The 12852-nt window shown below is 55.6% G+C and carries 8 protein-coding genes; all 8 read left to right on the top strand.

All coding sequences use genetic code 11. From position 1 onward, the window contains the following. Positions 1 to 55 precede the first annotated feature (55 nt). The 8 genes from pcaQ to F0155_RS05825 all read left to right on the top strand — a co-directional run bounded on the left by pcaQ (position 56) and on the right by F0155_RS05825 (position 12792). A complete protein-coding gene (gene pcaQ, locus F0155_RS05860) occupies positions 56 to 976 on the top strand; it encodes a pca operon transcription factor PcaQ (protein WP_150523552.1) in 921 nt (306 codons plus the stop codon). Positions 977 to 1197: 221 nt separating this feature from the next. After that, complete coding sequence (locus F0155_RS05855; RefSeq protein ID WP_150523551.1) at positions 1198 to 3093, top strand: DUF4114 domain-containing protein; 1896 nt, start codon at positions 1198 to 1200, stop codon at positions 3091 to 3093. A gap of 430 nt (positions 3094 to 3523) precedes the next feature. Further along, the gene (locus F0155_RS05850) at positions 3524 to 5035 is read left to right on the top strand and encodes an HlyD family secretion protein (RefSeq protein WP_161599760.1); all 1512 of its coding nucleotides are present in this window, start codon (positions 3524 to 3526) and stop codon (positions 5033 to 5035) included. Positions 5036 to 5038: 3 nt separating this feature from the next. Continuing rightward, a complete protein-coding gene (locus tag F0155_RS05845; RefSeq protein WP_208999149.1) occupies positions 5039 to 6640 on the top strand; it encodes a glycosyltransferase in 1602 nt (533 codons plus the stop codon). Positions 6641 to 6812: 172 nt separating this feature from the next. After that, entirely contained in the window at positions 6813 to 8075 is a 1263-nt protein-coding gene (locus tag F0155_RS05840) for a hypothetical protein (RefSeq protein WP_150523549.1), read from the top strand. Continuing rightward, a complete protein-coding gene (locus tag F0155_RS05835) occupies positions 8075 to 9313 on the top strand; it encodes a tetratricopeptide repeat protein (RefSeq protein WP_161599759.1) in 1239 nt (412 codons plus the stop codon). Before F0155_RS05840 ends, F0155_RS05835 begins: the two co-directional genes overlap by 1 nt. A 3-nt stretch (positions 9314 to 9316) precedes the next feature. Then, positions 9317 to 10825, top strand: a complete 1509-nt coding sequence (locus F0155_RS05830) for an MBOAT family O-acyltransferase (protein WP_150523547.1) — start codon at positions 9317 to 9319, stop codon at positions 10823 to 10825. A gap of 14 nt (positions 10826 to 10839) precedes the next feature. Continuing rightward, entirely contained in the window at positions 10840 to 12792 is a 1953-nt protein-coding gene (locus F0155_RS05825) for a hypothetical protein (RefSeq protein ID WP_150523546.1), read from the top strand. Positions 12793 to 12852: the final 60 nt, after the last annotated feature.

Here is a 12852-nt window from a genome sequence, read left to right as displayed (position 1 = left end):
AAATGCGAAGTAAAATGAGTTTTTCCGGCATTTAGTTATCATTTTTGGAAACCATATGATCGATCGCAGGGTCAAATATCGCCATATTCAGTGTTTCGTTGAAATCGCGCAGGAAGAGAGCCTGAAAACTGCCGCTGACAAGCTGCATCTGACCCAACCTGCCATTTCCAAGACACTCAAGGAATTGGAGGAAATCGTCGGCGCGCAGTTGATGGTCCGAAATCGCGCCGGTGTTTCCCTGACCAAACAAGGCAAGGTCTTCCTGCACTTTGCCCGCATTTCGCTGGCCAGCCTGCAACAGGGCTTTGATGGTGTCGAACAGGAAGGCACTCACGCCCGCACCACCTTGAAAGTTGGTGCACTCCCCAGCGTTTCGGCCAGCATCATGCCTGCGATCATCAAGGAATATTCGGAACTTGCCCCTGACGTGATTGTCCGGATCATGGATGGACCACATGGATATCTGATCGAACGCCTGAAACTTGGGGAACTGGATCTTGTCATCGGGCGCCTTGGGCGACCGGCATCTATGGAAGGCGTGGCTTTCACGCAGCTCTATTCCGAGCATGTGGAGTTTGTCGTGCGTGCAAATCATCCGCTGCTGGAACGGCCCGATGTCAAACGGCTCGTGGACTGGCCCGTTCTCTATCCTCCGGAGGGGGCAGCCATTCGCCCGCTTGTCGAGCGGTTCCTGATTGCAAATGGCGTTGGTGAAATCCGCGACCGTATAGAAACCGTGTCGGGTGCCTTCGGGCGCATCTACACCCGCAACACCGATGCCGTCTGGATCATCTCCTCTGGTGTCGTGCAGAATGAAACCAGCGACGGACACTTGGTCCGCCTGCCCTTTGACACGACCATTACAAGAGGCCCGATTGGCCTGATGACCCGCCCGGATGCGGTGCAAAAGCCGGAAGAACAAATCTTCCGTCTTGCCGTGCAAACCATCATCGACGCCTTGAATCTGAGGTCATGAGCTCAAACTGTCAGGCTTTGGTGAACACCAAAACCGCATCCGGATTTGCAAAGAATGATGCCATTCTGCAAATCAGTCGGAGTTAATTCAAAGTCGACCCGTTCTAACGTATTGTTTTTTCATTCAGTTTCTTTTGCACCCGGCAACTGAAGGCTGGCCCATTCCCTGCACCTTTCTCTCTGTTTTGCGCACATGTGCTGTGCAGGAAGGAGCACGAATTCATGGTGAGCTTACCCGCCACTCGCCCCATCATTGGGACGAGTGAAGATGATGTGCTGGATGGCTCGGTCCATTCTGACGTCATGTCGGGCCGCTTTGGCGACGACATTCTTTTTGGAGACAACGGGAATGATGAAGTCTGGGGTGGAACCGGCGACGATATTCTCTACGGGGACAACGGTAACGACAAGCTCTATGGCTCGGGAGGGCCAACCCTCGTCCAGATCACATCTATCGAAATAGCCAACGACTATCCCGTCTCTGTCGTCTTTGAAGGCGAGACCGCCGGCTATAAGAACACGTTTGGCTACTACAAGGTTCAGGAAGATGGGTCGATCACAGATGTCAGCTTCATCTGGCAGAACGCGTCCCTGCAAGGGAGCGGCGGTGACTTGATCGGGGGCGTCAGCCGCGAGTATCTCGATGTTCAAAACGGCGACAAAATAGCGTTCTTCATCATTTCCAACGGCTTCAACCTGAACAACGGGTATGCAGGGCTGGATCTGGAAAACGGAACATTACAGTTCCTGAATGCCGACGGGACACAGGCAACCATCAATAGCGACGGTCCTCGCCTCTATTATATTGCGCCGGACGGCACGAAAACGCTGATCAATACACACGCGTATCACACTGCCGCCTACGACGAGACTGTCGACCTGAACCCGGACAGTTTGCTCCACACGACTGGCGTTTTGAAAACAGATGCCGGCACCGTGACGCTCGGGTTTGAGGATCTCTACAATGGTGGCGACCTCGATTTCGATGACAGTGTCTTCACGGTCGATATCGGCTTGGCCAATGCCCTTCTTCTGAACGCTCACTACCAGAACGAAAATGGGGGCACCGACCCCAACCCCGGTATCGGCTATGAGGTGTCTGAGATCGTGCGCAGCGACAACGACATTCTTTGGGGTGGCAACGGGGCTGACGAGATGCATGGTCGGTCAGGCAATGACCAGTTGGACGGAGGCACCGGTCACGACCGGATGCACGGCGGCAGCGGTAACGATGTCATGAACGGCAATTCGGGTCAGGACACGCTCTATGGCAATTCCGGCGATGATGTCATCTATGGAGGAATGCAGGAGGACACTCTCAATGGCAACAATGGTGATGACAGCCTGTACGGCGAACATGGTGCCGACACGCTCAATGGCGGTTCAGGTCATGACACACTGGACGGCGGAAACGGTGACGACACTGTTATCGGCGGCTCTGGTAACGACATGCTGTATGGTGGTTATGGCAACGACATCCTGAAAGGCGGAGCCGGAGACGACCATCTTTGGGGCGGCCACAACAACGACGAGCTTTATGGCGGTCACGGCGATGATACCTTTTATGGTGATGCCGGGGACGACATGATGCATGGTGGTCAGGGCAATGACACGGTCAACTACGCCGCCTATTCCGTCGACCTGTCCATCTCGTTGCACGACAAGCGGGCCCACGGGCTCCAAATCGGTACGGACACCCTGAAGTTCATCGACAATATCGTCTCTGGATCAGGAAACGATATCCTCAAGGGCACGTCAGGAGAAAATGTCATTGAAGCTGGCGCCGGAGATGATCAGATCAGAGGCCTCGGTGGCAGCGATACTCTGACTGGCGGCGATGGGAGCGACACTTTTGTTTACCGGACATACGACCTGTCAGGGACAGATCAGATCACCGACTTTGAAGTGGGTGTTGACTATCTGGACTTCAGCCATCTTGCCAACGGTCTGACGGTCGAAGCTTTCCTGGAGTTTCTTCAGGCAACTTCTGACGGAACTGACACCACCTTGTCCGTCGATCTGGACGGAGACGGCACTTATCAGGACGTATGTAACCTTCAGAGCGTCGGCAATCAGTCGGTCTCGTCGCTCTATGAAAATGACTGTTTCATATTCTAGTCCATCGAAAGAGGGCTGAAACCGAACTGGGGCCCATCGGTCAATGTTGGCCGGGAGAAATCCTGCCAACTCGACGGCCCGATGGCCCCCAGACCAACCACTTTCATCCCGGGTTTGCAATTTGAGAAACCTGGCCCGGGATGAAAGACACCTCTCCTCATCTGGTTTTGCAATTTGGCAAATTGATGGGTGAGTTTGGGCAGATGAAAATCTTCCAATTTTGCAAATCTCCGACTGAATACTTATTTCTCCTAATTATTTCATGCACTTATGAAACCTTGTCCGCTTAGCGGACTTTGAGTCGATCTTCCCCTGATCTGGCATTGCCCTTGCAATTCCCGAGATGTCACTTCGTAATCTCGGGTTTTTGCAATTGAAGATCGTGCACGAAAGGCCCTGCCAACGCCTCCATTATCGGGTCAGAGCGCCCATGAAGGTGACGCTTGGCGACCACACGTTCGACACGTATGACTGGGGATTGGGTGGCGTCCGGCTGATTGGCTTCAGCGAAGGCTACCCGGAGCTTGGAAGCGAACACGTTCTGTACTGCACGCTTCCCTTTCAGGGTTTCAGCATCACACTCAAGGCCGAGGCCGAGGTTGTCCGTCACGATACCGAGATCGGACACTGCGCATTCCGTTTCACATTTTTGGGCGAGCGCGAAAGCGCCCTGATGCAGCATTTTGTCGAGGATCTGATCCGCGGCAAGATGACGGAAGTGGACGATACCATCGCCCGGATCGACACTCCGGTGACCCCCGTCCCCACCAAGCCCGATCCCAATCCGGTTCAAGCGATCCCCGTCCGCCGGTGGCCGGTGCGGCAGATCATGATGACAATGTTCTACTTCCTCTTTGGTACCGCCGTCTTCGGATATGCCGCCGTCTATTTCTACTCAGCCCTTTTCAGACTTGAGGTGACCGCTGCAGTCGTCGCGTCTGAACGCGTGGTGGTCATGGCTCCCGTTACCGGGACTGTTCTGCAAGCGCCGCACCGCGAGGGAGACACGGTCTCCGCCGGAACACTGCTTGTCTCCGTGGAGGATGCAAATCAGGAGACCGTCCTGAGGCAGGCCCGCTCGATCATGGCGTCCAATATCGCCGAGCTCTCTGAAACGGAGGCGCTTCTTGCGGAAGAAAAACGTCGGGCCAAAGGCTATGCGCTCGTCGCCCGAAACAATATCCGGCAATCCGAATCTCAACTGGTCGGTCTGGAAATCGCGAAGGAAAACGCGCGATTAAAGGCAGAAAGGATGAGGAAGCTCGCCAAAAAGGGACTGGCCCTCGCCAGCGATGTCGAGGAAGCTGAATACAATTTCAAGGCGATGGAGTCGGAACTCGATCGCAAGCGGATCCATATTCAGGAACTTGAGGAACTGGTTGATGCCGGTGAGAGTGTTCAGCTCTTTACCGGCGCAGTTTTTGCGGGTCGGGTCGCCGAAATAGAAGCCCGCGTGACCCGCTTGAAAACCGAACTGGCATTCCGCAGGAAGGCTATCAGCGAACTTGAGAAGAAGCGGATACAGCGGACCATTTTTGCGCCCTTCGACGGGCGCGTCGCACAGATAGACCTTCTGCCGGGTGTCAGCATCAAGCAGGGTGAACCTGTCCTCGCTCTTGAAGAAGCCGGTGCGGAAATCGTGACCGCTTACCTGACGCAGGAAGAAGTCCTTCATATCGAGAAGGACAGCACCGCGAAACTCTACATTACTTCCGAAAAGAGATGGGTAGACGCTCAGGTCAAGACCGTGGATCGCACCATGGGCTTTGTTGACGAGATCATGGAAACCAATCGGTTCCGAGCGCCGGATGCAAGATCTGCTCTTGTAACCCTGCAGGCCGTTTCCGAGCCCCTTCCCCGCAGCGGAACCCCAATTACCGTTTATTTCGAACGCAACCGAAGCAACGTGGTCTGGCAAACCATTCAGCAATGGATGAGCTGACTGATGCGCCAAGAAAATCCAAACCTGATTTACAACGTGGACGAGATCACCCATCAGCCCAAGGGCTGGGAAAAATGGACACCTTTCGTCCTGTACAAGATCGCCCTCTATTTCGGCGTTTGCTTCATTGGGCTGACCACGTTTGAGAATGTGTTTTTCAGCCCGGCGACGAAAGAGATCACGATTGTTATCGGAGTTCTGGGCGCGTGGCGTTATGGCTGGTGGTTTACCCACGCGGTGAGAGCCTGGATCTATGCCAACCGGGTCTATCCGGCGATGCGCGAAGCTGGTCGCAAGGTCTGGGAAGACGGGTGGCGTCCGCGTCACCTTCACTTCATGATGACCACCTACAAGGAGCATCGTGACATCACCGAGAAGGTGATCCGGTCAATCTGCCGGGAGATCCACAATGCCGGGGTGCCCGGAACAATCTGGCTCGGATCAGGTGACTCTTACGACGAGACCCTGATCTCCAATCAACTCCGCAGGGAGTGGCCGAACCTTGACGTTACGCTGCACATCATCCGCCAGAACCAACCCGGCAAACGCCTTGCCATCGGCCTCGTGCTCAGGGCCATGAGCCGTGGCGAGGTTGAGGATGATGACCTCATCATCTTCATGGATGGGGATTTCATCCTTGGTCACAACGCGGTTGGCGCCTGCCTTCCGCTGTTCAAGCTCTATCCGGACCTTCAGGCCTGCACGACAGATGAGGAAGTGATCTGCATCGGACCGCGCTGGATTGCCAACTGGCTCACGATGCGCTTCGCCCAGCGCCGACTGGCCATGCAGTCGCATTCCCTCTCCGGTCGCGTATTGACGCTGACGGGTCGGATGTCAGTATTTCGCGCCAAGCATCTGGTCAAATTGAAGTTCATCCGGTTGCTGGAAGCCGACCATCTGGAACACTGGCTATGGGGTCAGTTTCGCTTCCTCTCCGGCGACGACAAGAGCACCTGGTACTACATGCTCCAGTCCAAATGCCGGATGCTCTATGTCCCTGATTCAATGGGCTACACCGTTGAGGTCATAGAAGGTTCCGGTCTGGGCCGTATGGTGCAGAATTTCCGGCGCTGGTCCGGAAACATGTTGCGCAACGGCTCTCGCGCTCTTGCGCTGGGGCCAACCCAAATGCCCTTCTTCGTCTGGTGGTGCCTGCTGGATCAGCGCGTTTCCATGTGGACCATGCTCGTCAGTCCGGTTCTGGCACTTTGCACGACCGTGCTTCACGAACCGCACTACCTGTTCGGCTATGTCGTCTTCATCTGCATCACGCGCATGTTGCTGTCGCTGTTCCTCTATCAGTATGCCCGCAAGGTGGATCTCAGCTATCCGTTCATTCTCTATTTCAACCAGCTCATCAACGCTTCGGTGAAGGTCTATTGCATCTTCCGGCTGTCAAAGCAGCGCTGGTCGAACCGCGGAGACCAGCGAGCGGGAGAAGGAGATGGCTTCAAAGCCATGTGCCAGAACTGGATGGCGACCTACCTGACGTTTCTCTATGTGACGATCCTGTTCCTGGGTGTCGTGATGATGGCCGGTCTTATTGCCCCGCCGAGCGTCAGCATGATGTCTCTTGCGCTCAGCTTGCCCGGCTTTGGTTGAGGCCGGCCCGTTCCGAATTTGCAAACCGGAATTTCAGATTCGCGAAGCCGAACCATTTCCCAAAACGCAAATTCCCTAGCAATCATTTGTTTTTACAAACTTTTTCACAATCCTCTCACATGGCACCGATCTTGATGAATGAAGCAGAAGATCTCCCAGAAAGGGGCTGGTTATGTCGCTCAAGTTCAAACGCTACACCGCCGCAATCGTCGCAACGGCCGTGTTCGCGCTATCGCCGATCATCTTCAACATCGTGGTGGATGCCTTCAACCACAATCGGTTGGTTGATCTGGAACTCGACAAGCAGGAAATCAGCGTCAAGGCCCACTACCCGCTTTACAAGATGATCGAGTATCCGCGGATCAAGGCACCTGTCGTGGTTCTGGGTGACAGTCGGGCGCGCGCCTTGCAGGATAAGTACTGGCAAGAGCTCGGGCGTGATGACGTCTATAATTTCGCCTATGGTGGCGCCACGGTCTTCGAGATCTACGACACGTTCAAGTACCTGACTAAAACAGTAGAGCTGGACACGCTGATTGTCAGCTTGCCGATGAGGAGCATGGATACGCGCTTCAAGGGCGCAATGAACCGGGTTCCAGAAGCAATCCGCATCGCCAACAATCCCTTCAGCTACTATAGCAACTGGTTTGTAGCAAAAACCGGTTGGACCCTGCTGGAAGCTCGGTATCCTGCCCTGGAGACCGCCGCCAATTCACTTTCCCTCAATCCGGTCAGCACCGCCAAGGCAGCTGCCTCACTCGACGCTGCCGCACTTTCGCTTGACGAGCTGCTGGATCCGAAGCTCTGCGAAGACTGCTCGTTTCCCAAAGCCAAGAACACCGCACCAAAGCCCCTGATGGTATTCCGCTCGGAAGCAAGCCTTGGCTCATGGGCCGACTACTGGCCCGAGATCACCCTGAAGCGCGACTTGCCGAAACTCTTTGCAAAACAGGTCGGGACCAATGGCGCGGCAGACTGGCGGGTCTTCAAGCAGTCGGATCTCCTTTGGGAGATGACCGAGGAAATCGCTGCATGGTGCAAAGAGAACGATGTTCGGCTGCTCTTCATCATTCCCCCAACCGTTACCGAGATGCAGCGCCGGATCAACGACTTCGGGCTGAAGACAGAAAACCACAAGTTTCGGGAGCGGCTCTCGGCTTTGGCGCCTGTCGTCGACTTTGATTTCGACGGACCGTTCACCCAGGATCTGGAGAATTTCACGGACGCCTATCACTTCAGCTCCGGCCCAGCCCGAAAGATCGTGGGCGAGTTGCTGATGTTGTTCGACGACAATCCCGAACGTCTGGCGCGGGCACGCAAGCGGCGGGACATCCTCGCCTGCCCCGCGCAGCCCGAAGACATTACGCAAGCCCATTCCGAGGACATGGTGGAAATGACCGAAGGCACCTCGTGCCGTGTATGGAGGAAACTGTGATGCGCAAGTCCAGCCTGTCTCCAAAGGTCTTCAAGCTGAAGCTTCTATTCGTCGGTGGCTCGATATCCTTTCTCGCATCGATCGCGGTTCTGGGCCCGCAAAGCGGATTTCTCTCTCCACCTTCCCAGCAGGAAACCTCGGTTGAGGAGCTGATCAAGCAGGCACGCGGTCTGCAGAAGCTCGGTCGTTGGGAAAAGGCGGCGGAAATCCTGACCAAGCTGGCCACCGATGGTGAACCCCTCGGGCTGTATCATCTTGGAAGAGCCTACAAGAATGGCTGGGGAGTTGAAGCCGATCTGGATCAGGCTCGCCTGCTTTTCATGGAGGCTGTCAGAAAGCCCTTCGAGCTTCGCGGAGAAACCGCCTATGAATTGGGGCGCATGTTCCAGAGATGCTCAAACGAGAAATGCAGCTCCATTGCGTTGCAATGGTTCCTGAAGTCTCTGGAGTGGGAATATCCGAAGGCTCACGTTCAGCTGGCCAAACATTACGAGCGCGGCATCGGGACGGAACAGGATCTGCCCTCGGCGCTCCACCATTATGAACGCGCCGCTATCGCCGGCTATCCGTCTTCCACCATCAACTTCGCGCACATCCTGTCGGAAGGTCGGCACGGGACGACCCCGGACGAGGAAAAGGCTCAGTTCATGGCTGACCGTGCCATCAGCGGACTTGAGAAGAAAGCTCGAGACGGATCTGCAAGTTCGGCAAAAACCCTCGCGCGCCTCTACCGAGATGGAGAGTTCACTGACCCCGATCCCGCCAAGGCGAAAGAGTGGTTTCTTCGCTCGGCAAGTCTGGGAGATTCCGGTGCCATGCATGATCTGGGCAGCATGCTGCTCAAGCAGGACGACCAGGACGGCAACATCGAGGAAGGCCTCAAATGGCTTCGCCTTGCAGCCGAAAATCAACATGGCGGCGCTTTGACAGCCCTGGCCCGACTTCATCTTCGAAAGAAATACGACCTCAAGCAGGAAGATGCGCTGGGATATCTTGAGCGCGCGGTAAGCACCGGACACCCCGGTGCCATGGAAGAGCTCGCCCGCCTTCATTCCACGGGACTTCTTGTAGAGCAGAACATGCCCAAGGCCATTGAGCTTGCCCGTACTGGCGCCGGCAAAGGGCACAGGGGCAGTCAAAAGCTTCTGGAACAGCTTGAAAATCCGAAACCCAGCGATGGAAAGGCGACCGGCAAGCGGGCCACCAAACAACGCGACCAATCCAATCAGGAGGGATAGATCATGGTTTTCAGTTCCCTTGAGTTTATCTATCTCTTCATGCCCCCGGTATTCGCCGTTTACCTGCTTTTGCGGTATTTGAAATGGGAAACGGGGATCATCTGGTGGCTGTCAATCGCCTCGCTGGGCTTCTACGCATGGTGGACGCCGGTCTACCTGCCGCTGCTCCTCGGCTCGCTTCTCGTCAATTACGGCCTGCACCGTGCCCTGTTGAAGATGAGAAGCAAGGCTCTGCTGATTGCCGGTATCGCGTTCAATCTGGCGCTGATCGCTGTCTTCAAATATGCGGACTTCTTCATCGGCAACGTGAACTTCTTCACCAATGCCGAACTGCCAATGCTGCATCTGGTTCTGCCACTGGCAATCTCGTTCTTCACCTTCCAGCTGATTTCGTTTCTGGTCGACACCTACAAGGGCAATATCACCTCCTGCGACTTCGCCAGATACACGCTGTTCGTCGTGTTTTTCCCGCAGCTCATCGCCGGGCCGATCGTCATGCAGAAGGAGACCATTCCGCAGTTCCGGCTGACAAATTTCCAGAACAAGCTGCTGACCAATCTGGCTGTTGGCGGCACCCTGTTTGCCATCGGGCTGTTCAAGAAGATCGTGCTTGCGGACGGTATCGCACCCTACGCCAACAGCGTCTTCAATCTGGCTGAGACCGCCAATGGTGTTCCGCTTGAAGCAGCCTGGATCGGGGCGCTCGCCTATACGTTCCAACTCTATTTCGACTTCTCCGGCTATTGCGACATGGCGCTCGGCCTTGCACGCCTCTTTGGCATTCGCCTGCCGGTAAACTTCAATTCGCCCTACAAGGCGACAAGCATCTCGGACTTCTGGCGCCGCTGGCATATTACCCTTTCCCATTTCCTGCGGGACTATCTCTACATTCCGATGGGCGGAAACCGCTGCGGCCCGATCCAGCGCTATGCCAACCTGATGATCACCATGCTTTTGGGTGGTCTTTGGCATGGTGCAAGCTGGACATTCGTCTTCTGGGGCGGCCTGCACGGTGCATATCTCGGCATCAATCACGCCTGGGGAGCCTTGTGCGAGAAGGGATATGTGCCGTCTCTCGTTCCGGCATGGCTGGGCAACCTGCTGGCCCGCGGCATCACGCTTCTCGCTGTTATTGTTGCCTGGGTCTTCTTCCGCGCTCAGAGCTTTGACGGGGCAAGCGGCATTCTGGCCGGGATGTTCGGTCTTTCGACGGTTTATGAGCCGGAGCTTTGGACGAATGTGGAAACAGCGACCCTTTCGGTCTGGGCCTCGCTCGCCTGCCTTGCCGCCATCGTCTTCTTCCTGCCGAACGCCATCGAGTTCACCGAGAACTACAATCCGGTTCTTGGGCTGAAGAAGCTTCTGGCACAGCGCAAGACGGAAGGGTTCCTGCCCTTGCGCTGGCGCCCGAGCACCGGATGGGCAATGGCCGTCTCCGCCCTTTTTGCGGTCGCGATGGTGCAGACCTACCGGCTCGCCGAAATCACCGAATTCATCTACTTCAACTTCTGACAGGACACGGGACCATGCTTTCAAGAACACTCGCGCTTCTGTGCCTGTCAGCGGCGATTTCGCCTGCTATGGCGCGGGACGGGAATGCACCGTCAAACCGGCTGGAGCTTCCTGCACAAAACATCGTTGTCGATCTCGATACCGGTCTGGTGTCAAGCAAGGACAGTGAAGGCCAGTGTATCGAAAAGGCCAGCCGCTCCGGCCATCACAAGCTCGTCGTCATGAAGGCTCCCGGCGACGACTATCCAACGGTGACAGTCAATTCTGAACCGAGCTCATATGTGGACACGGCAACAGGTCGCAGCAGGCTCGGCGGGATTGGGCTTTCAAGGGACGGCTCGCTCGCGCATCTGAGAACCTGGAAAACCTCCGGCAAACAAACCGAACTGGTTCAGGATGGCGATGTTGTGGAGAGCTGGGAGCGAGGCTCCACCGTCAGGCTTCTGCGTTTTACGCGACATGCTGCCTATGTGCTTGAGGAAAGCCTCCGCCACCCTGCCCGCCTCACCAAATACATGCGGGACAAACAGGGACGTGTTGGACAGGGAAACAAGGTCCTGATCGATTTTGGCAGCTGTAAACCAGACCGCTTGCTGCTCCGGAATACGGAAGCTTGGGCAAAGCTTCTTTGCGAAGATACAACGAGGAACGGCATCTACAGAATTCCACTGACCACCGGTCAGATTGACCAGCGCCTCGTGGAAGATGCCAACGCGGACTTCTTCACCCTTGCCCGCAATCCGACCATTCCCGACGGCGAAGCCATTGCCACGATTTCAGGAACCGAGAACGCACTGCACTTCTATCACGCGGTGAGCGGTCTGCTGCTCGCCCAAACCGGGGAGGTCCGCGCCTGTTCATCCGATGCGGAAGGTTTGCAAAGCTGGAACCAGAGTTACCGTGTTCGTGCCCTTGCCGAGTTGTTCGAAAAGACTGATGCCAATGTCTTTGCGGACCTTGCTCGAAAGTCCCTGCGCCTCACCCTTGCTGCCAGAGACGGCAAGATGGACCGGGCAAGCCACAAGAACCCCTCTTGCGGGTGGAGTTCCACCATCTACGGCCTCGGGGCCAACCACCGCCTCAGCCTGTTGGTGAACCAGTCAGTCATTTCAAATTCGATCCGCTCTGCTTGTGATCAATTGGGACTTGCCTGCCCCAATGACCTGCGCCGTGAAATCCGAGAAAATGAAAGCTGCCTTGCAGAGGCCTTCGAGTCTGATTTCGACCCACAGACGCAACTCTATCGCATAACCAAGGACGTGGATTTCCGCTTCGCTGGCGCAATCGCACCCTGGAACTGGCAAATCTCGTTCGCCGCCCTTCTGCAAGCTCAGGACAATCCGACGCTGAAACGGCGTGCGGCGGCGATTGCTGAGAAGTTTATCGGCGAATGGAAGAAGGATGAAAATGGCGCGCTATGGCGCTATTGGCCCAACGCTTATTATGTCGAGAAAGGACTGCGAGCTTCCCAAATCGACAACATGCGCTACGAAGATACAGGGCATGCCGGGATCAGCCTGTTGAGCCTGTCTGCTTTTGGTGCCGCAATGCCGGATACCATGGCGAAAAGCATTCGCAACCGACTGGACTTCATGATGGGTTTTGGCCATGCGACGCCCCGCGATCTGAATGGCGAAGGACCGAAAGAAGGAAGATGGTTTCCTTCCGGCGGATGGTCGAACTACGCATCTGACACATTCTCCAGGATCTATGCCAATTCAGCGATAGACCGGCAGTCTGCCGATGCGCTTTTCACCTTTGCGCGCCTTTTTGATCCAAAGAAGGAGTTCCAGCTGAATATCGATGTCCAGATTTGCGGTGAAACCTGTCTCCCGTTTCATCGCTATACATTCGACAGCTGGCAATCCTTCCTGTTTCAAAATCCGCTGTTCCGCCTCACGGCTCCGAATTTTCAGATTCCCTCGGGTCCACGCAATGCCGCGCTGGTTTCCCGCGGTGGAAACTGAAATTCGGGTATGTATTCTTAAGTAATTCTCCTTAAGATTGTACCGCGAATCCGCGTCAGA

The sequence above is a fragment of the Roseibium sediminis genome, from assembly GCF_008711325.1.
GTDB classification, from domain to species: domain Bacteria; phylum Pseudomonadota; class Alphaproteobacteria; order Rhizobiales; family Stappiaceae; genus Roseibium; species Roseibium sediminis.
The sequence above is the reverse complement of the archived record's forward strand: the minus strand, read 5'-3'. Positions and strand labels throughout refer to the sequence as shown.

Bases quoted from the DNA above. Each gene is read 5' to 3' on its own strand.
- F0155_RS05845 (WP_208999149.1), top strand. From the start codon at position 5,039: ATGCGCCAAGAAAATCCAAACCTGATTTACAACGTGGACGAGATCACC.
- F0155_RS05850 (WP_161599760.1), top strand. From the start codon at position 3,524: ATGAAGGTGACGCTTGGCGACCACACGTTCGACACGTATGACTGGGGA.
- F0155_RS05830 (WP_150523547.1), top strand. From the start codon at position 9,317: ATGGTTTTCAGTTCCCTTGAGTTTATCTATCTCTTCATGCCCCCGGTA.
- F0155_RS05855 (WP_150523551.1), top strand. From the start codon at position 1,198: ATGGTGAGCTTACCCGCCACTCGCCCCATCATTGGGACGAGTGAAGAT.
- F0155_RS05825 (WP_150523546.1), top strand. From the start codon at position 10,840: ATGCTTTCAAGAACACTCGCGCTTCTGTGCCTGTCAGCGGCGATTTCG.
- pcaQ (WP_150523552.1), top strand. From the start codon at position 56: ATGATCGATCGCAGGGTCAAATATCGCCATATTCAGTGTTTCGTTGAA.
- F0155_RS05835 (WP_161599759.1), top strand. From the start codon at position 8,075: ATGCGCAAGTCCAGCCTGTCTCCAAAGGTCTTCAAGCTGAAGCTTCTA.
- F0155_RS05840 (WP_150523549.1), top strand. From the start codon at position 6,813: ATGTCGCTCAAGTTCAAACGCTACACCGCCGCAATCGTCGCAACGGCC.